This is a genomic window from Pseudomonas sp. FBCC-B545 (genome assembly GCF_059134095.1).
Genome location: NZ_CP101441.1, coordinates 4,804,308 through 4,825,018 on the forward strand (window position 1 = coordinate 4,804,308; position 20,711 = coordinate 4,825,018).

Sequence of the window (20,711 nt, forward strand, 5' to 3'; positions counted from 1 at the left end):
CCGATTTAATTCAGGGCGTGATTCTACCTACTTTTGCCTCACATTAACCGAGCAAAGCGCGACCATGATGTCGCAAATGGTCTTCGATGAAGCTGGCGATAAAGAAGTAGCTGTGGTCGTAGCCGGGTTGCAGGCGCAATTCCAGCGGATGGTTGGCCGCCTTGGCCGCTTGCATCAGTGCCTGCGGCTTGAGCTGAACCTCGAGGAAGTCGTCACGATCGCCCTGGTCCACCAGCAGTGCCAGCTTTTCCGAGGCTTCGCTGATCAACACACAGGCGTCCCATTCACGCCACTTCGAACGCTCTTCGCCAAGGTAACGGGAAAAGGCTTTCTGGCCCCACGGACAGTCCATCGGATTAGTGATCGGCGAAAACGCCGATACCGATTGGTATCGCCCTGGGTTACGCAGCGCACACACCAGCGCACCGTGCCCACCCATGGAATGACCGCTGATGCCGCGTTTTTCCGACGCAGGGAAATGCGCCTCCACCAGTGCCGGCAATTCCTGCACCACATAATCATGCATCCGATAGTGCTTGGCCCAGGGTTCCTGGGTGGCATTCAGATAGAAGCCGGCACCGAGGCCGAAGTCCCAGGCGTTGTCCGGATCGTCCGGTACACCCGGGCCACGAGGGCTGGTGTCCGGTGCGACGATGATCAGGCCCAGCTCGGCAGCCATGCGCTGGGCGCCGGCCTTCTGCATGAAATTTTCATCTGTGCAGGTCAAGCCGGACAGCCAGTACAACACCGGCAGCTTGCCGCCCTGCTCCGCTTGCGGCGGCAGGTAGACGGCGAAGGTCATGTCGCAACCGAGTACATCGGAATGATGCTTGTAGCGTTTATGCCAGCCGCCGAAGCTCTTCTGGCATGAAAGGTTTTCCAGATTCATGGCCGACCTCAGAAGTGGATGACGGTACGAATGCTCTTGCCTTCGTGCATCAGGTCAAACGCTTTGTTGATGTCTTCCAGGCCCATGGTGTGGGTAATAAAGGTATCCAGCGGAATTTCTCCGGTCTGGGCCATTTCCACATAGCTTGGCAATTCAGTACGCCCCCGCACGCCACCGAACGCCGAACCGCGCCAGACGCGCCCGGTGACCAGCTGGAACGGACGCGTGGCGATCTCCTGGCCAGCACCGGCCACACCGATGATCACCGATTCACCCCAGCCCTTGTGGCAGCACTCGAGGGCCGCACGCATCAGCTGCACATTGCCAATGCACTCGAAGGAAAAATCCACGCCACCGTCGGTCAGGTCGACAATCACGTCCTGGATCGGGCGGTCGTAGTCTTTCGGGTTGATGCAATCGGTAGCGCCCAGCTGCTTGGCAATTTCGAACTTGGCCGGGTTGATATCGATGGCGATGATGCGCCCGGCCTTGGCCTTGACCGCACCAATCACAGCCGACAGGCCGATACCGCCGAGACCGAAGATAGCCACGGTATCGCCCGGCTTGACCTTGGCGGTGTTGAGCACCGCGCCGATGCCGGTGGTGACGCCGCAACCGAGCAGGCAGACTTTTTCCAGTGGTGCTTCTTTAGAAATCTTGGCCACGGAGATTTCCGGCAGCACGGTGTACTCAGAGAAGGTCGAGGTGCCCATGTAGTGGAAAATCGGCTGGCCTTTGTAGGAGAAACGCGTGGTGCCATCCGGCATCAGGCCTTTGCCTTGGGTAGAACGGATGGCCTGGCACAGGTTGGTCTTGCCCGACAGGCAGAATTTGCACTTGCCGCATTCCGGGGTGTACAGCGGGATCACATGATCGCCGACTGCGACGGAGGTCACGCCTTCGCCGATGGCTTCCACCACTGCACCGCCTTCATGGCCGAGGATCGACGGGAAAATGCCTTCCGGGTCTGCGCCCGACAACGTATAGGCATCGGTATGGCACACGCCGGACGCCACCACCCGCAGCAGCACTTCGCCGGCCTTGGGCATGGCGACATCCACTTCAACAATCTCAAGGGGCTTTTTGGCTTCGAAGGCTACGGCGGCACGGGACTTGATCATCCGGGGTTTCTCCATCGGGTTAAAAACTGAGAGAGGGAGTGTAAAACATCACCCACTGATTAATAATCCAGGCAAAAGCAAAACATTATTGCTGTACGGGGACAATGACAATGCTGGAGAACCGCTGGGAAGGCATCGATGAGTTCGTTGCGGTGGCCGAATGCAGCCAGTTCACGGCAGCAGCGGAGCGGCTGGGGGTATCGTCCTCCCACATCAGCCGGCAAGTAGCGCGCCTGGAAGAACGCCTGCAAACCCGACTGCTGTACCGCAGCACACGCAGGGTGACGTTGACCGAAGCCGGCCAGACCTTCCTGCAGCACTGCCAACGCTTGCAGGACGGTCGCGAAGAAGCGTTGCGCGCGGTCGGCGACCTCACCAGTGAGCCCAAGGGCATGTTGCGCATGACCTGTGCCGTGGCGTACGGCGAACGCTTTATCGTGCCCTTGGTCACGCGGTTCATGGCGCTCTATCCGCAATTGCGCGTGGATATCGAGCTGACCAATCGTGCGCTGGACCTGGTCCATGAAGGCCTCGACCTGGCTATCCGCCTGGGGCGACTGCAAGACTCGCGCATGGTTGCCAGCCGCCTGGCGCCGCGGCGCATGTACCTATGCGCCTCGCCTTCCTACCTTGAACGCTATGGTCGGCCACATAGCCTGTCGGAACTGAGTCGACATAATTGCCTGATTGGCAGTTCGGATATCTGGCAACTGGCCCAGGACGGGCGGGAATTTTCCCAGCGTGTGCAGGGCAATTGGCGCTGCAACAGCGGGCAAGCGGTACTCGACGCGGCTTTGCAAGGCGTGGGGTTATGCCAGTTGCCTGATTACTACGTACTGGAACATTTGCAACACGGGACGTTGGTGTCTTTGCTGGAGGCCCACCAACCGCCAAATACCGCGGTGTGGGCGCTGTATCCGCAGCAGCGGCATTTGTCGCCGAAGGTCAGGAAACTGGTGGACTTTCTCAAAGAAGGCCTGGGTGACAACGCGGTCTATCGAGCATAAACAACTACCGCCCGTGCATTGCCTGGCTACCGGTAAATAGCCGCTTCCACTGCAAAACCAGGCAAGCCCATGACGTCCAACGCCGAACAACTCCAGCATATCAATCATTTTGTCCGTAAGGTCCTGGCCGACTTTCCGGTGCCGAGCGCCATCGCCGCCCAATTGCTTTACGAGCATCTGCAACCGTTCAGCCAGGAGCCATTGGACCCGGACACCACGCTCCTGACCACCCTTGAATACAACATCGACAACCCCAACACGGCCTACAGCGCACAGATCGTCCAATCCATGAGCCTGACCGAGGCCATGATCTGCAATGCGCCCCCCGCCCCTGGCGGCATGATCAACACTACGGGCTTTTCCACCACCGCGCCGTATTTCAATATCGTTGATGAATTACCGCGCCTGATGGATAACCGCATTCCGCAGATGTTCAACGAAGAGTTCATTACGTCCGGCTGGATCCCGCCCAGACGGTATGAGGCGCTCTACCGGCAAAGCGAGCCTCAGGTCTACGACCCGACCACCCAATTGGAGATGGCGCCTGCCGTTCTCAGGAAGGTCATTGACTCAAGCAACTTCGAACAAACTTACGACAAGGCCGTGACATTGTTCTGGGGCGAACATCGGGACAATTACACCACCCTGATGCGCATCGCATTCACCAAGGCTTACCTCCATCAGTACGAAGAATTCACACTTACCCAAGCAGAACGGCAATTGGCCGCCCGAGCGGCAGGTATCGGCATCGACAGGGACGCCAGCAACCTGACCCTCGAAGACTTCCAGGCGCCCTATCCGCCCGATGCAAACCTGTCCGTGCGCATGTTGCGTATTCATCAATCCGAAGCCACCGACATCCTCACGATTACCGACAACCAGAGCCAGATCACCCTGCTGTACATACCGGGAAACTCCTCGCCCATCCATGGTTTCAACACCCCGACGGACATGCGCAATGTGCTGGTGAGACTGGCCAGGGACCCGACCCAGCGCAAAGCCCTGACCAACCACTTTGAACCCGACTCGATTGACTCCGGCCTGCTCTACAGCGGTGTCGAGGAAGCATTGATCGGCATGGCGATGTACCCGGAATCTTCCAGCCCTCCCGGTTTTTTCAATAGTTTGTTGCACAACGGCTACTGGGACCCCGAGCAATACATCAATAATCCGATGTATCCGGCGCTCAGAAGCAATCCATTTGCCTATATCGCGCGGCAGATCCGCACTCGCATTGCAAAGCTGGCGGCAAAAACCATTGTCTCGCCCTTGGACACACTCAAGACCGACACCCTTGACGCGCTGGAAAAGGCTTGTCTGCTGGCGATCCCGGTGGCACTGACCATGGGCACGGCGCTGCTGGCGGAGTTTTGCTTCGTGACATCGGGCTTGACTGGAATGGCTATCGGCGCCGATGACGTGATTAAAGACAAACCCCACGCCGTTGAGCGCATTGTGTTCGGCGCCTTGAACGCCCTCCCGGTGGTTATCCATGGCATCAGAAAAGGCGTGAGCAGTCTTGAGGCGTTGCGCCCTGTGCTTGGCCCGGCCACGCGTGCAGAGGAGGGTCAGATCAGTGCCAGGGTTATCACTGAGCCCCCCGCGTCGATCCAAACTGAGACCCGCCCCTTGGTCGCTGCAACAGCACCCAGCGGTTTGCAGACCGTCAAGATTCAGGGGGAGACCTTCCTGACCTACAAAACCCCAAATTCCTGGGGCTTTTTTGAACTCTTCGTGAACAACCCAGAAGCCCCGGAGACACTCCAATCCACAGGTCTCTACGCTATCCAGAGCACCGACCGACAATGGCGGCGTGCCGGCCTGGCCGGAGGTGGGGCATTTCGCAATGCCTGGCAACGGGTTTACAAACTGTTCGGCGGCACTGAGCAGTCGAGTTTGTTCAGCACCTACCAGATGCCGGCGCCGGTGCGCGAGATCCTCGTGCAGATGCTTACCGACACCAGCTCATTTTCGGAAGACTTCGAGCCCTTCGGCATGGATGCACAATCGATCACCAACGCTCGCCAACTATTCTTTGAGAAAAGAAACCAATTAAACCAGGATTCAGCGATCTTCTTTAACCACCTGCCCTATTCGCCCCTGCAGCCGGTACTCCCCCGCTTGAGCTTGAACGAATCACAGCAGAGCATTATCGAGAAATTGCTACGTGCCAGTGACGGCCTAGTGGTCGGCGAAAGCCACAGCGCCGAATCGAGCAAAGCCTTTCTGATCGACAACATGCAGCTACTCGCCAGCCAGGGTGTCAAACGCATTTACTTCGAACATCTGCTGACAGATGTGCATATTCCAATGCTGAAGGCATTTTACCGGTCCAAGAGCGCCCCCATGGCCGAGGAGCTGACAAACTTTCTGAACGGGATCTACCCACTGCCCCGAAACCACTATTACTCATTCACAAATGTCGTGACCAAAGCCCGCGACGCCGGGATCAAGATCCAGCCGATCGACTGTACCGTGAGCTACGTACTTCGCGATATGCGCGACAGCGCGGGAACCCTGCGCCAGCGAATGATGAATTATTACGCCACCGAGGTGATCCAGTGGATCCAGACCTCCAAGCGCCAACCAGGCAAATGGGTCGCACTGGTGGGCGATACCCATACCAATACCTTCAAGGACATCCCTGGGGTGGCCGAACTCACCAGCAGCATCGGCTTGCGGATAGAAGATAGAGTGGGCGCCCACCCCTTGGGCATCGAAGTCGATCCGGGGCGCACTGCCAGCCTGGGCCTCAACAAAGGGGAAGCTACGGTCAAAGCCAACCTGGTCTTGCGCGTCGACCCTGCCGTCTTGCAGCATTCAATGGAACCACAGCCCGGCCCTTCCCATAGTCGAGTGGTGAAGTCGGCCCAGACACTGCTGACACGGCCAGGCCAATTCATGCTCACCGAGACCACCCACATTGACTATAGGTCCCGACGTGGGGACCTGCGCAGTTTCAGGATCAACAACCAGGAGGGTCGGTACTTCATCAACGTTGCCGGCTGGCCTATTGATGAGAAGCCATTCGACAGCATTGAGGCATTGGTGAGCGAGCTGAAAACCCTGCCCGGGTTGGAGCAAGTCTACGGCTGAGGGTCAGGAGGCCTGATAAGCCCGGCGCTGACGCAGCCATTCAAGGTCTTCGGGGCGGGTGACCTTGATGTTGTCCGCACGTCCTTCGACCAGCCGCGGCGCCTGGCCGGACCATTCCATGGCCGATGCTTCGTCGGTGATCACGGCGTCTGCTACCAGGCTGTCGGCCAAGGCGCGGTGCAAGGCCCCCAGGCGGAACATCTGCGGCGTATAAGCCTGCCAGATCAGGCTGCGGTCGATGGTTTCCACCACGCGGCCATGCTTGTCGACGCGCTTGAGCGTGTCGCGAGCCGGCACCGCCAGCAGACCGCCCACCGGGTCGTCCGCCAGTTCAGCCAAGAGCTTGTCAAGGTCATCACGGCTCAGGTTGGGACGCGCAGCGTCGTGCACCAGTACCCAGTCGTCATCGCTGGCGCCCAGGGCATTGAGGTGCAGCAGCGCATTAAGCACCGAGCCCGAGCGCTCCGAGCCACCGTCCGCACGCTGGATACGCGGGTCCGTGGCACACGCCAGGGTCGGCCAATAAGGGTCATCCACAGCAAGGCTGACTACCAGGCCCTTGAGCGATGGATGGTCGAGGAAACAGCCAAGGCTGTGTTCGAGAATAGTGCGCCCGCCCAATTGCAGGTATTGCTTGGGACGGTCCGCAGCCATACGGGCACCAACGCCCGCGGCAGGAATCACGGCCCAGAAGGCCGGTATATCACGGTTCATTGGGCCAACTGGTAGAGGGTCTCGCCCTCCTTGACCATGCCCAACTCATGGCGAGCCCGCTCTTCAACGGTCTCGGTACCTTTCTTCAGCTCAAGCACTTCGGCGTCGAGGACGCGGTTGCGCTCCAGCAGGCGTTCGTTTTCGGCACGCTGGTCGGCAATTTGCTGGGTCAGCTCTTCCACCTGCGCAAAGCTGCCATTACCGACCCATAGGCGGTACTGCAGGCCAGCCAGCAACAAGAGCAAGACGAGGAACAACCAATTGGGACTGCGCATCGAAATCCGGATATCCAGTGAAAAAAAACAGTCATGCAAACCTTTTGCAGCAACTGATAGCACAAAGCCTGGAAAAACCAGGCTTGCGCTTGTCAGTCAGCAGATTAGCGCCGAAATTCACACTTTCGTGAAATTTCTGACGCAATCCGCCGACTTTTTACCATTTACTGCTTAGCCGCGAAACTCGCCGCGACCGTTGTACTTGGCTTTACCTGCCAATTGCTCTTCGATGCGCAGCAATTGGTTGTACTTGGAAACGCGATCGGAACGGCACAGGGAGCCGGTCTTGATCTGGCCTGCCGAAGTGCCCACGGCCAGGTCGGCAATGGTGGAGTCTTCAGTTTCGCCGGAGCGGTGGGAGATCACCGCGGTGTAACCGGCGGCCTTGGCCATCTGGATGGCTTCCAGGGTTTCGGTCAAGGTGCCGATCTGGTTGAACTTGATCAGGATCGAGTTGGCGATCTTCTTGTCGATGCCCTCTTTCAGGATCTTGGTGTTGGTCACGAACAGGTCGTCGCCCACCAGTTGGATTTTCTCGCCGATCTTGTCGGTGAGGATTTTCCAGCCGTCCCAATCGGACTCGTCCAGGCCGTCCTCGATCGAGATGATCGGGTAGCGCTGGGTCAGGCCCTTGAGGTATTCAGCGAAACCTTCGGAGTTGAACACCTGGCCTTCGCCGGACAGGTTGTATTTGCCATCCTCAAAGAACTCGCTGGCAGCGCAGTCCAGGGCCAGGGTCACGTCGGTGCCCAGCTTGTAGCCAGCGTTGGCCACCGCTTCGGAAATGACTTTCAGTGCGTCTTCGTTGGAGGCCAGGTTCGGTGCAAAACCGCCTTCGTCGCCCACGGCGGTGCTCAGGCCACGGGCCTTCAGTACAGCCTTGAGGTGATGGAAAATCTCGGTGCCCATGCGCAGGCCTTCGGAGAAGGACTTGGCGCCCACCGGCTGCACCATGAACTCCTGGATGTCGACGTTGTTATCAGCGTGCTCGCCACCGTTGATGATGTTCATCATCGGCACCGGCATCGAGTAGACGCCTGGGGTACCGTTCAGGTTGGCGATGTGCGCGTACAACGGCAGGTCCTGGTCCTGGGCTGCGGCCTTGGCAGCGGCCAGGGACACGGCGAGGATGGCATTGGCGCCCAGGCTGCCTTTGTTTTCGGTGCCATCGAGCTTGATCATCGCGTGGTCCAGGGCTTTCTGGTCCAGCGGGTCCTTGCCCAGCAACAGGTCACGAATCGGACCGTTGATGTTGGCTACAGCCTTGAGTACACCCTTGCCCAGGTAACGGCTCTTGTCGCCATCACGCAGTTCCAGCGCTTCGCGCGAACCGGTGGAGGCACCGGACGGTGCGCAGGCGCTGCCGATGATGCCGTTATCGAGAAGCACGTCGGCTTCGACGGTGGGGTTGCCACGGGAGTCGAGAACTTCACGACCTTTGATGTCGACGATTTTTGCCATTGTTGTAAACACTCCAAAGTTGACGAAAACGACGCAGCTGAAGGAAATCTTTGACCGACCGCAAGGGCGGAACAACGGGGCAGGCTTGCAGAGGGCAAGGCCCAGGCCCGTGGGCCTGAGCTTAAAGCGTGGGAAATTCTACCGGAGAAATGGCAGTTACGCGGTCTCTACCGTCGGAAAACTCTTGACCAGCTCGTCCAACTGCTTGAGCTGGGCCAGGAATGGCTCCAGCTTGTCCAGGCGCAGGGCGCATGGGCCGTCGCATTTGGCGTTGTCCGGGTCCGGGTGGGCTTCAAGGAACAGGCCGGCCAGGGACTGGCTCATGCCCGCCTTGGCCAGGTCGGTGACCTGGGCACGCCGCCCGCCAGCTGAGTCCGAGCGACCACCGGGCATTTGCAGCGCGTGGGTCACGTCGAAGAATACCGGGTATTCGAACTGCTTCATGATGCCGAAACCGAGCATGTCCACCACGAGGTTGTTGTAGCCGAAGCTCGAACCACGCTCGCACAGGATCAACTGGTCGTTACCCGCTTCCACGCACTTGCTCAGGATATGTTTCATTTCCTGGGGCGCGAGGAACTGGGCTTTTTTGATATTGATCACAGCGCCGGTCTTGGCCATAGCGACCACAAGGTCGGTCTGGCGCGACAGGAAGGCCGGCAACTGGATGATGTCGCACACCTCGGCGACCACCGCAGCCTGTTCAGGCTCGTGGACGTCGGTGATGATCGGCACGCCGAAGGCTTGCTTGATGTCCTGGAAGATCCGCATGCCTTCTTCAAGGCCGGGGCCGCGATAGGAGGTCACGGACGAACGGTTGGCCTTGTCGAAGCTGGCCTTGAACACATAAGGGATACCCAGTTTCTGGGTAACCCGCACGTACTCTTCACAGACCTGCATCGCCATGTCGCGGCTTTCCAGCACGTTCATGCCGCCGAACAGCACCATGGGCTTGTCGTTGGCAATCTCGATGTCGCCTACGCGAATGATCTTCTGGGCCATCAGGTTTACGCCTTCTTCTGATGTTGCGTCAGTGCTGCTTTGACGAAACCGCTGAACAACGGGTGACCGTCGCGCGGCGTCGAGGTGAACTCAGGGTGGAACTGGCAGGCCACGAACCACGGATGATCCGGCGCCTCGACCACTTCAACCAGCTTGCCATCACCGGAGCGACCGGAAATTTTCAGGCCAGCCTCTTTGATCTGCGGCAGCAGGTTGTTGTTCACTTCATAGCGGTGACGGTGACGCTCGACGATCACGTCCTTGCCGTAGCAGTCGTGCACCAGGGAACCTGCTTCCAGCAGGCAATCCTGTGCGCCAAGGCGCATGGTGCCGCCCAGGTCGGAGCTTTCGGTGCGGGTTTCAACCGCGCCGGTGGCGTCTTCCCACTCGGTGATCAGGCCCACGACCGGGTGGCCGCTGCTGTGATCGAACTCGGTGGAGTTGGCGTCTTTCCAGCCCAGCACGTTACGGGCGAACTCGATGACGGCCACTTGCATGCCCAGGCAGATGCCCAGGTACGGCACCTTGTTTTCACGGGCGTATTGCACCGCGGTGATCTTGCCTTCCACGCCACGCAGGCCGAAACCGCCGGGAACCAGGATCGCATCAACGCCTTCAAGCAGCGCGGTGCCCTGATTCTCGATGTCTTCGGAATCGATGTAGCGCAGGTTGACCTTGGTACGGTTGCTGATACCGGCGTGGCTCATCGCTTCGATCAGCGACTTGTACGCATCCAGCAGCTCCATGTACTTGCCGACCATGGCGATGGTGACTTCATGCTCAGGGTTGAGCTTGGCGTCGACCACGGCTTCCCACTCGGACAGGTCCGCGCCATTGCACTGCAGGCCGAAACGCTCGACCACGAAATCATCCAGGCCCTGGGAATGCAGGATGCCCGGGATCTTGTAGATGGTGTCGGCGTCTTCGAGGGCGATCACCGCACGTTCTTCAACGTTGGTGAATTGCGCGATCTTGCGGCGCGAGGAAATGTCGATCGGGTGATCGGAGCGGCACACCAGCACGTCAGGCTGCAGGCCGATGGAACGCAGTTCCTTGACCGAGTGCTGGGTGGGCTTGGTCTTGGTTTCGCCGGCGGTGGCGATGTAGGGCACCAGTGTCAGGTGCATCAGCATCGCGCGCTTGGCGCCGACTTCGAAGCGCAACTGGCGGATGGCTTCAAGGAACGGTTGGGATTCGATGTCACCCACGGTGCCACCGATCTCGACCATCGCCACGTCGGCATCGCCTGCACCCTTGATGATGCGGCGCTTGATTTCGTCGGTGATGTGCGGGATCACCTGGATGGTTGCACCCAGGTAGTCACCACGGCGCTCCTTGCGCAGCACGTGCTCGTAGACACGGCCGGTGGTGAAGTTGTTGTTCTGGGTCATGGTCGTGCGGATGAACCGCTCATAGTGGCCCAGGTCCAGGTCGGTCTCGGCGCCGTCGTGGGTGACGAACACCTCACCGTGCTGGAACGGGCTCATGGTGCCCGGGTCAACGTTGATGTACGGGTCCAGCTTGAGCATGGTGACCTTAAGTCCCCGCGCCTCCAGGATGGCCGCCAATGAAGCGGAGGCAATGCCTTTCCCCAATGAAGAAACAACACCGCCCGTGACGAATATGTAGCGCGTCATGAAAAACCCTAGAAGTCTGCGTTAAAGCGGTCCGAGCCGCCGGGGAAAGCGAAGGAAGGCCGAAGCCCCCGATCACCTGCATTAATCACAGTGCACCTTTCAAAAAAACCGCCGCGTTGTGACAGACCAGCAATGGAACACCGGTACGTTGATCGCTACACATTTTTTGGAATCGCCCAGCAAAGACTGCTTGGTAATCGGCAACTGCTGCGATTCAGTCGAATCCACAGAAGTTGTATCAAGAAGGGAGCGTAGTCTACCGGAAAGGCTCTATCAGCTCAAACCTTGATCGCAGGTCTGTGGCAACCAATGTAATTGCCAGTCATCCAGCGGGCTGGCCCAAAGCCCAGCAAGCGTCGGCACAGCCAGCAATTGCTCGCCCCGATAGACCAGCGGCAATCTGCCACGCACAAAGCCCGGCAGACCACTTTCATTCAGCAGGCGCTTAAGATCACGCCGGCCTCGACCTGGCACTTCGACGATTTCGCCACCCTGGCGATAACGAATCGACAAGGGTCCCTCGGGAGCCTTGCCGGCAAACATCAATTGGCCGTTCCCGGGTAACTCTAGTGGATTTCGCGGATCGGGCCAGCTCACCGACACGTCGGAAAATTCCGACCAAATGGAAGGCAGCCACCAAATGCGTTCGCCGCAACGATGAAGCTGACCGTCCGCCAGGCGCCATAACGGCTGTGCGTCCACCTTGGCATCGCGCAGGGCGTACCAGCTGGCCCAGTGATCACTGTCGGGCAGTCGAGTCAGCGGATTCAACCAATGACGCAAGGCATTGCGCTGGCGCGCATCGGAAAGATTGCGCAACGGAGCAAGGGCCAGGGAGGGCAAAGGCAACCAGGGAAACGCTGAAGGCTGATCGGCGACGGTCAGATCCATGTGCGCCAGCTCATCGAGCAGGCCCTGGGCTTCACTCAGGTGCTCGGCAGTGCGGGCCAGGCTCGAGACTGCCTGTGGCCAGCGTTGCGTCAGCGCTGGAAAGACCTGATGGCGCAGGTAATTGCGCGAGAACCGTGGATCGGCGTTCGAAGGGTCTTCAATCCACTTCAATTGGTGTTCGTGGGCGTAGCCTTCCAGCGCCTCCCGGGAGACTGCCAGCAGTGGCCGCACCAAATGCCCCGTCGCCAACGGGCGACACTCGGGCATTGCCGCCAACCCACGCACTCCGGCGCCGCGCAACAGGCGCAACAGCAGCGTTTCGGCCTGATCGTCGCGATGCTGGGCGGTGAGCAGCACCTCCCCTGCCCCGATCACCTTGGTAAACGCCTGGTAACGTGCGTTACGCGCGGCCCGCTCCAGGCTGGCACCAGGTTGCACCTGTACACGTAATACCTGCAAAGGTATGCCCAGGCTGTCACATAACGCTTGGCAATGACTGGGCCAGGCGTCAGCGGCCGCTTGCAGGCCATGATGGACATGCACAGCGCTGAGGGGCGGCAGGCTTTCGGTGTTTGCCAGGGAGGCCAGAAGGTGCAGCAGGACGGTGGAATCAAGGCCACCGGAGAATGCGATGTGCCAGGCGGGGGCATTGCGCCAGGGGGCCAGGGTTCTCAGGAGCCTGGCGGGTAGAGCCGGTTTCATCAGATGTCACCGCCACAAATCTGGAATACGTAGGCTGAGCATACACAAAGCAAATGTGGGAGGGGGCTTGCTCCCGATTGCTGAGTGTCAGTCACTGCATCTGGTGACTGATCCACCGCTATCGGGAGCAAGCCCCCTCCCACATTGAGTTACGGCGTCGACTTTAGAGACCGTAGCTCATCAGGCGCTCGTAACGACGGGCCAGCAGCGCTTCGTTATCCAGCTTCTTGAGCATCGCCAATTGCGAGCCCAATTCAGCACGGATGGTCGCGGCGGCCGCAGCCGGGTCGCGGTGAGCGCCGCCCAGTGGCTCGGCAATGACTTTATCCACAATCCCCAGGCCCTTGAGGCGATCGGCGGTGATGCCCATGGCTTCAGCCGCATCCGGTGCCTTCTCTGCGGTTTTCCACAGGATCGAGGCGCAACCTTCCGGTGAGATCACCGCGTAGGTCGAGTATTGCAGCATGTTCAGCTGGTCGCAGACGCCGATGGCCAGTGCACCGCCGGACCCACCCTCACCGATGACGGTGGCGATGATCGGGGTTTTCAGGCGCGCCATGACACGCAGGTTCCAGGCAATCGCCTCGCTCTGGTTACGCTCCTCGGCGTCGATGCCTGGGTAGGCGCCCGGGGTGTCGATGAAGGTCAGGATCGGCATCTTGAAGCGCTCGGCCATTTCCATCAGGCGGCACGCCTTGCGGTAGCCTTCCGGACGCGGCATGCCGAAGTTACGGCGCACCTTCTCGCGCACTTCACGGCCTTTCTGGTGACCGATCACCATCACCGGCTGGTCGTCCAGGCGAGCAATACCGCCCACGATGGCTGCGTCATCGGAAAAATGGCGATCGCCGTGCAGCTCGTCGAACTCGGTGAAGATGTGCTCGATGTAGTCCAGGGTGTACGGACGGCGCGGGTGGCGAGCCAGGCGCGCGATCTGCCAGCTGGTCAGCTTGCCGAAAATATCTTCGGTGAGCGTGCTGCTCTTGTCTTGCAGGCGAGCGATCTCATCGCCGATATTCAGCGAATTGTCATTGCCGACCAGGCGCAGCTCTTCGATCTTGGCTTGCAGGTCAGCGATCGGCTGTTCGAAATCAAGAAAATTCGGGTTCATAAGCGTCCGTCTTGGGTCGACGGCCAAGGAGTGCCTGGCCAGCCGGTTGTCTATTCGCGCCCTACCTTAAGGGAGAGGCGCGTTTAGGTCGAGATTAAATGTTCAGCCGAGGTCAGGGGTGCTGACCGTCAACGGTATTGGAGGAAGACGTTGTCTCGCCCGAACTGGTCACGCAAAGCTTGAATCAAGCCATCGGCGGGATCGATTCGCCACGTCTCGCCAAACTGCAACATGGCCTTGGCGTCGCTGCCGGTGTACTCCATGGTCACCGGGCACGCGCCGCGGTGGCGTTTGAGCAGGTCACCCAACCAGCGTAGCTGATCGCCCTTGAGCGCTTCAGTCTTGACTTTCAGGCGCAGGCTCTCGGCGAGGTTGGTACGGGCATCTTCCATGCTCATCACCCGCTTGATACGCAGGCGCAGGCCGCCGGAGAAGTCGTCGTTGCTGACCTCCCCTTCCACCACCACCATGGCGTCGGTCTGCAGCAGCGACTGGGCGGAGTGGAAGGCATCGGCAAACAGCGACGCCTCGATACGGCCCGAGCGGTCGTCCAGGGTGATAAAGCCCATCTTGTCGCCCTTCTTATTTTTCATCACTCGCAGGGCGATAATCATGCCGGCGACGGTCTGGGTATCGCGCGCCGGTTTCAGGTCGATGATGCGCTGGCGGGCAAAACGCCGGATCTCGCCTTCGTATTCGTCAATCGGATGGCCGGTCAGGTACAGGCCCAGGGTGTCTTTTTCCCCCTTGAGACGTTCCTTGAGCGTGAGTTCCTTGGCCTTGCGATGGTTGGCGTAGACATCGGCATCTTCTTCGACAAAAAGCCCGCCAAACAGGTCGGCGTGGCCGCTGTCATGGGTGCGGGCGGTCTGTTCGGCGGCCTTGATTGCCTCTTCCATGGCGGTGAGCAGCACTGCGCGGTTGCGGTCGATATTGGCCTGGTAAGCCTTGGGCTCATCATGGAAATACGGGCCGAGCCGGTCGAGTGCGCCGCTGCGGATCAAGCCATCGAGAGTACGTTTGTTGATGCGCTTGAGGTCAACCCGTGCGCAAAAATCGAACAGGTCCTTGAACGGCCCGTCCTGGCGCGCCTCGGTGATGGCTTCCACCGGGCCTTCGCCCACGCCCTTGATCGCGCCGAGGCCATAGATGATGCGGCCTTCGTCATTCACCGTGAACTTGAACTCCGAGGCGTTCACGTCCGGCGCGTCGAGGCGCAGTTTCATGGTGCGCACTTCCTCGATCAAGGTCACGACCTTGTCGGTGTTATGCATATCCGCCGAGAGTACCGCCGCCATGAACGGCGCCGGGTAGTGGGCTTTTAGCCAGGCGGTCTGGTACGACACCAGGCCGTAGGCGGCGGAGTGGGATTTGTTGAAGCCATAACCGGCGAATTTCTCCACCAGGTCGAAGATGTTACCCGCCAGGTCGGCGTCGATATTGTTAGTTGCGCAGCCCTCAATGAAACCGCCACGCTGCTTGGCCATTTCCTCGGGCTTTTTCTTACCCATGGCGCGACGCAGCATGTCTGCACCACCAAGGGTATAGCCAGCCATCACCTGGGCGATCTGCATCACCTGTTCCTGATACAGAATAATGCCGTAGGTCGGCGCCAATACGGGCTTGAGGCCCTCGTACTGGTAGTCGGAGTGCGGGTACGCCAGTTCGGCGCGGCCGTGCTTACGGTTGATGAAGTCATCCACCATGCCTGATTGCAGCGGGCCCGGACGGAACAGGGCCACCAGTGCGATCAAGTCTTCCAGGCAGTCGGGCTTGAGCTTTTTGATCAGCTCCTTCATGCCCCGGGATTCAAGCTGGAACACCGCCGTGGTTTCGGCTTTTTGCAACAGGCTGTAGGTCGGTTTGTCATCCAGCGGGATAAACGCGATATCCAGCGGTTCTTCGCCCACCTTGGCACGGTCGCGGTTGATGGTCTTGAGCGCCCAGTCGATGATGGTCAAGGTGCGCAGGCCAAGGAAGTCGAACTTCACCAGGCCGGCCGCCTCCACGTCATCCTTGTCGAACTGGGTCACCAGGCCGTCGCCTTCTTCATCGCAATAGATCGGCGAAAAGTCGGTCAGCTTGGTCGGCGCGATCACCACGCCACCGGCGTGCTTACCGACGTTACGCACTACGCCTTCAAGCTTGCGCGCCATCTCCCAGATTTCCGCGGCTTCTTCGTCGACCTTGATGAAGTCGCGCAGGATCTCTTCCTGCTCGTAGGCTTTTTCCAGGGTCATGCCGACTTCGAACGGGATCATCTTCGACAGGCGATCCGCCAAACCGTAGGACTTGCCTTGCACCCGTGCCACGTCACGGATTACCGCCTTGGCGGCCATGGAACCGAAGGTGATGATCTGGCTTACCGCGTTGCGGCCGTATTTCTCGGCCACGTACTCAATGACCCGGTCGCGGCCATCCATGCAGAAGTCAACGTCGAAGTCGGGCATGGATACCCGTTCCGGGTTCAGGAACCGTTCGAACAGCAGGTCATATTCCAGCGGGTCAAGGTCGGTAATCTTCTGCACATAGGCCACCAGCGAGCCAGCGCCTGACCCCCGGCCCGGACCGACCGGCACGCCGTTGTTCTTGGCCCACTGGATAAAGTCCATCACGATCAGGAAGTAACCGGGGAACCCCATCTGGATGATGATATCCAGCTCGAAATTCAACCGGTCGACATATACCTGGCGCTTGGCTTCATAGTCTTCGGTGGTGTCCTTGGGCAGCAGGACGCTGAGGCGCTCCTCCAGGCCATCGAACGACACCTTGCGAAAGTACTCATCGATGGTCATGCCATCGGGAATCGGGAAGTTGGGCAGGAAGTGCTTGCCCAGCTTCACTTCAATGTTGCAGCGCTTGGCGATCTCGACGGAGTTTTCCAGGGCCTCGGGCAAATCGCTGAACAACTCCGCCATTTCTTCGGCGCTTTTGAGGTACTGCTCTTCGCTGTAGTTTTTCGAGCGGCGCGGGTCATCCAGGGCCCGGCCTTCGCCGATGCACACGCGGGTTTCGTGGGCCTCGAAATCTTCTTTCTTGATAAAGCGCACATCGTTGGTCGCCACCAGCGGCGCGCCCAGCTTGTCGGCCAGGGCCACGGCGGCGTGCAGATGCTCTTCATCATTGGGGCGGTTGGTACGTTGGACTTCCAGGTAGAAGCGGTCCGGAAAAACCTGCATCCATTCGCGAGCCAGCACTTCGGCTTCCTGGGGATTACCGCCCAGCAGCGCGATACCGATTTCACCTTCCTTGGCCGCCGAGAGCATGATCACGCCTTCGCTGGCTTCGGCCACCCACTCGCGCTCGATGATGATCGAGCCGTTGCGCTGGCCGTCGATAAAACCACGGGAAATCAGCTCGGTAAGGTTGCGATAACCCACGCCGTTCATCGCCAGCAGGCTGATGCGGCTAAGGGGGTTATCCGGGTCTTTGTTGGACAGCCACAGGTCGACACCGCAGATCGGCTTGATGCCGGCGCCCATGGCATTCTTGTAGAACTTGACCAGGGAGCACATGTTGTTCTGATCGGTAACCGCCACCGCAGGCATGTTCATGCCCACCAGGGTTTTGACCAGTGGCTTGATCCGTACCAGGCCGTCGACCAGGGAGTATTCAGTGTGCAGGCGCAGGTGAACGAATGAAGCCGGCATAGTGATCCTGTCTTGATACATGAAAACAACAAGGCCCGGATTGTACCGGGCCTTGGTAAAAACATCAGCCTTGCCGCTAAACCTCGATCAGGCTCTCACGCGCCTCATAAGCCTGGCGCACCGGGGCAAAGGAACGACGATGAATAGGCGTTGGGCCGAGGCGGGCCAGGGCTTCCAGATGAACGGGCGTCGGATAGCCCTTATGCCCACCCATGCCATAGCCGGGGTAGATCAAATCGAACGCAGCCATTTCGCGGTCACGACTGACCTTGGCCAGGATCGACGCCGCAGCAATGGCCGGAACCTTGCCATCGCCCTGAACCACGGCTTCAGCGCGCATCGCCAGTTTCGGGCAACGGTTGCCGTCGATCATCGCCAATTTCGGGGTGATATGCAGGCCTTCCACCGCACGCTGCATGGCCAGCATAGTAGCGTGCAGGATGTTCAATTCGTCGATTTCTTCTACTTCTGCCCGGGCAATATGCCAGCTCAGGGCTTTCTCACAGATCTCGTCGAAGAGTTTTTCACGACGGGCTTCGGTGAGTTTTTTCGAATCGTTGAGGCCCAGGATCGGACGGTTCGGGTCAAGGATCACCGCTGCCGTGACCACTGCACCGCACAACGGACCGCGCCCTACTTCGTCAACGCCGGCCACCAGCTCATGAGCTTGGGCAACCAGGCTGAAATCCAGGCCCATTTGCGTGATCATAAGGCTCCCTGTTTTTGGCCGATCAAGGTCAACACGGCGTCGGCCGCCTGGTTCGAGGCATCACGACGCAGGGTACGGTGAATGTCATCGAAACCACGGGTCTGCTCTTCGCCGCCGTCGATCAAGGGTAGTAGAGTTTGCGCGAGCGCTTCGGGCGTTGCATCGTCCTGCAATAACTCCGGCACCAGCAGGCGCTGGGCCAGCAGGTTGGGCAGAGAGATGTAGGGGCTCTTGACCATGCGCTTGAGGATCCAGAAGGTCAGCGGCGCCAGGCGATAGGCTACGACCATGGGGCGCTTGTACAGCAAGGCCTCAAGGGTGGCAGTACCCGACGCGATCAGCACGGCATCGCAGGCTGCCAGGGCCAGGTGGGACTGGCCGTCGAGCAGGGTCAGCGGCAGGTCGCGGCCTTCCAGCAAGGTTTCGATCTGCGCGCGACGTTGCGGGCTGGCGCATGGCAATACAAAACGAACGCCCGGTTTTTGCGCTTGCAGACGTTCGGCGGCGTCAAAAAACAGCGCACCCAAGCGCCCGACCTCACCGCCACGACTGCCCGGCATCAACGCCACCAATGGGCCATCGGGCAAGCCCAATGCGGCACGCGCCGCAGCACGGTCAGCGTGCAGGGGGATGGCATCTGCCAAGGTATGGCCGACAAACCGCACCGGCACGCCCTGCTCTTCGTAGAACTGCGCCTCGAATGGCAACAGGGTCAACATCAGGTCGCAGCCTTCGCGGATCTTCAACACGCGCTTCTGCCGCCACGCCCATACGGACGGGCTGACGTAGTGCACGGTCTTGATTCCAGCCTGACGCAGCTTGAGTTCAATATTGAGGGTGAAATCCGGCGCATCGATACCGATAAACACATCGGGCTTTTCTTCGACGAGCGTCTTGACCAGCAGTTTGCGACGAGCGAGAAGCTCGCGCAGGCGTCCCAATACCTCCACCAGGCCCATGACCGACAGACGCTCCATGGGAAAATAGGAGGCAAGACCTTCGGCCTGCATCAAGGGGCCACCCACCCCGATAAATTCCACCGCGGGATGCTGGGCCTTGAGGGCACGCATCAGGCCAGCACCCAGGATATCGCCGGAAGCTTCGCCGGCCACTAGCGCAATACGCAGGTTGGCCATGATCAGCGGGTGATGCCGCGAGTCGACGCCTGGATCGAGTCACGGAACACCGCGACTTCCGGGAACAGCGTAGCCGGCTCGGTCAGTTCGGTCAGGGCCTGCTCAACCGTCAACCCTTGGCGGTAAACGGTCTTGTAGGCGCGGCGCAGGGCGTGGATCGCATCCTCGCTGAAACCCCGGCGGCGCATGCCTTCGAAGTTCATGCTACGGGCTTCGGCAGGATTGCCGAACACCGTAACGAATGCCGGGACATCCTTGCCGATAGCAGTGCCCATGCCGGAGAAGCTGTGGGCGCCGATATGGCAATACTGATGCACAAGGGTGAATCCCGACAGGATCGCCCAGTCGTCAACGTGCACGTGGCCTGCCAGCGCGGTGTTATTGACTAGGATGCAATGGTTGCCGATCACGCTGTCATGGCCGATATGCGCATAGGCCATGACGAGGTTGTGATCACCCAAGGTGGTTTCGGCACGATCCTGCACAGTCCCGCGGTGAATGGTGACGCCTTCACGGATGATGTTGTGGTCACCGATTACCAGGCGTGTTTCTTCACCCTTGTACTTCATGTCCGGGGTGTCTTCGCCTACCGAGGAAAACTGGTAGATACGATTGTGTTTGCCAATGCGGGTCGGACCCTTGAGGATCACGTGCGGCCCGATGACAGTCCCCTCGCCGATTTCCACACCTGCGCCGACGATCGACCAAGGGCCGACCTCAACGTCGGCGGCCAGTACGGCCGACGGATCGATGATTGCGCGAGGGTCAATCAAACTCATAGTTTGCGTTCCGCACAGATGATCTCGGCAGAGCACACTGGCTTGCCATCGACCGAGGCCTGGCATTCGAACTTCCAGATCTGGCGCTTGCAGCTGATGAACTTGGCTTCCAGGATCAACTGGTCACCCGGGGTGACCGGGCTGCGAAAACGCAGTTTGTCGGAACCCACGAAATAGTAGAGCGTGCCGTCGGCAGGCTTGAGGTCGAGCATTTTAAAACCAAGGATACCGGCAGCCTGGGCCATCGCCTCGATGATCAACACACCCGGCATGATTGGATGCGCAGGAAAGTGACCGTTGAAGAATGGTTCGTTGATGCTGACATTCTTGTAGGCACGAATGCGCTTTTCCTCGACGTTGAGGTCCACTACACGATCCACCAGCAGGAACGGGTAACGGTGAGGCAGGTATTCGCGAATCTCGTTGATGTCCATCATTTCGGGGGGAAGCCTGTAATAAAGATTGGGGGCGGGCGGACTAAGCGCACGCCCCGCTAGCAAATCAAGGGGGCAGTCTAGCGGCTGTGCACAC

General features: G+C 59.5%; 16 protein-coding genes. 2 read left to right on the top strand and 14 right to left on the bottom strand.

Going from position 1 to position 20,711, the window contains the following annotated elements:
- Positions 1-43 precede the first annotated feature (43 nt).
- Complete coding sequence (fghA, locus tag NMB39_RS22290; RefSeq protein ID WP_057021924.1) at positions 44-889, bottom strand: S-formylglutathione hydrolase; 846 nt, start codon at positions 887-889, stop codon at positions 44-46.
- An 8-nt stretch (positions 890-897) separates the two neighbouring features.
- Positions 898-2,010 carry an S-(hydroxymethyl)glutathione dehydrogenase/class III alcohol dehydrogenase gene (locus NMB39_RS22295; RefSeq protein WP_043049632.1) on the bottom strand — a complete coding sequence of 371 codons (1,113 nt, stop codon included), beginning with the start codon at positions 2,008-2,010 and terminating at the stop codon, positions 898-900.
- 110 nt (positions 2,011-2,120) lie between these two features.
- Here NMB39_RS22295 and NMB39_RS22300 point away from each other — a divergent pair, with 110 nt between their 5' ends.
- Both NMB39_RS22300 and NMB39_RS22305 read left to right on the top strand, forming a co-directional pair.
- The gene (locus NMB39_RS22300) at positions 2,121-3,017 is read left to right on the top strand and encodes a LysR substrate-binding domain-containing protein (protein ID WP_057021923.1); all 897 of its coding nucleotides are present in this window, start codon (positions 2,121-2,123) and stop codon (positions 3,015-3,017) included.
- A 69-nt stretch (positions 3,018-3,086) separates the two neighbouring features.
- Positions 3,087-6,113, top strand: a complete 3,027-nt coding sequence (locus tag NMB39_RS22305; protein ID WP_494340050.1) for a membrane-targeted effector domain-containing toxin — start codon at positions 3,087-3,089, stop codon at positions 6,111-6,113.
- Positions 6,114-6,116: 3 nt separating this feature from the next.
- On the opposite strand, the gene ispD is transcribed toward NMB39_RS22305, so the two are convergent.
- From ispD to fabZ, 12 genes are all read right to left on the bottom strand, one after another.
- Positions 6,117-6,827: a 2-C-methyl-D-erythritol 4-phosphate cytidylyltransferase gene (ispD, locus tag NMB39_RS22310; protein WP_057021921.1), complete on the bottom strand. Its 711-nt coding sequence runs from the start codon at positions 6,825-6,827 to the stop codon at positions 6,117-6,119.
- Complete coding sequence (gene ftsB, locus NMB39_RS22315) at positions 6,824-7,102, bottom strand: cell division protein FtsB (protein ID WP_003189195.1); 279 nt, start codon at positions 7,100-7,102, stop codon at positions 6,824-6,826. The genes ispD and ftsB overlap by 4 nt, the downstream gene beginning before the upstream one ends.
- 171 nt (positions 7,103-7,273) lie before the next feature.
- A complete protein-coding gene (gene eno, locus NMB39_RS22320; protein ID WP_032877366.1) occupies positions 7,274-8,563 on the bottom strand; it encodes a phosphopyruvate hydratase in 1,290 nt (429 codons plus the stop codon).
- 156 nt (positions 8,564-8,719) lie between these two features.
- Positions 8,720-9,565 carry a 3-deoxy-8-phosphooctulonate synthase gene (kdsA, locus tag NMB39_RS22325; RefSeq protein WP_003189190.1) on the bottom strand — a complete coding sequence of 282 codons (846 nt, stop codon included), beginning with the start codon at positions 9,563-9,565 and terminating at the stop codon, positions 8,720-8,722.
- 5 nt (positions 9,566-9,570) lie between these two features.
- Positions 9,571-11,202, bottom strand: a complete 1,632-nt coding sequence (gene pyrG / locus NMB39_RS22330; protein ID WP_046071295.1) for a CTP synthase — start codon at positions 11,200-11,202, stop codon at positions 9,571-9,573.
- A gap of 273 nt (positions 11,203-11,475) precedes the next feature.
- Positions 11,476-12,795 (bottom strand): tRNA lysidine(34) synthetase TilS, encoded by a 1,320-nt coding sequence (gene tilS / locus NMB39_RS22335; protein WP_057021920.1) that lies wholly within the window; start codon positions 12,793-12,795, stop codon positions 11,476-11,478.
- 163 nt (positions 12,796-12,958) lie between these two features.
- Positions 12,959-13,906 (bottom strand): acetyl-CoA carboxylase carboxyltransferase subunit alpha, encoded by a 948-nt coding sequence (locus NMB39_RS22340; protein ID WP_003189182.1) that lies wholly within the window; start codon positions 13,904-13,906, stop codon positions 12,959-12,961.
- 128 nt (positions 13,907-14,034) lie between these two features.
- Positions 14,035-17,556 carry a DNA polymerase III subunit alpha gene (gene dnaE / locus NMB39_RS22345; protein WP_057021919.1) on the bottom strand — a complete coding sequence of 1,174 codons (3,522 nt, stop codon included), beginning with the start codon at positions 17,554-17,556 and terminating at the stop codon, positions 14,035-14,037.
- A gap of 76 nt (positions 17,557-17,632) precedes the next feature.
- Positions 17,633-18,265, bottom strand: coding sequence for a ribonuclease HII (gene rnhB / locus NMB39_RS22350; protein WP_046071292.1), 633 nt, complete (start codon positions 18,263-18,265; stop codon positions 17,633-17,635).
- Positions 18,262-19,401 carry a lipid-A-disaccharide synthase gene (gene lpxB, locus NMB39_RS22355; protein ID WP_494340049.1) on the bottom strand — a complete coding sequence of 380 codons (1,140 nt, stop codon included), beginning with the start codon at positions 19,399-19,401 and terminating at the stop codon, positions 18,262-18,264. The genes rnhB and lpxB overlap by 4 nt, the downstream gene beginning before the upstream one ends.
- Before the next feature lie 2 nt (positions 19,402-19,403).
- Positions 19,404-20,180: an acyl-ACP--UDP-N-acetylglucosamine O-acyltransferase gene (gene lpxA / locus NMB39_RS22360; protein ID WP_043049624.1), complete on the bottom strand. Its 777-nt coding sequence runs from the start codon at positions 20,178-20,180 to the stop codon at positions 19,404-19,406.
- The gene (fabZ, locus tag NMB39_RS22365) at positions 20,177-20,617 is read right to left on the bottom strand and encodes a 3-hydroxyacyl-ACP dehydratase FabZ (RefSeq protein WP_034118457.1); all 441 of its coding nucleotides are present in this window, start codon (positions 20,615-20,617) and stop codon (positions 20,177-20,179) included. Before fabZ ends, lpxA begins: the two co-directional genes overlap by 4 nt.
- Positions 20,618-20,711 lie beyond the last annotated feature (94 nt).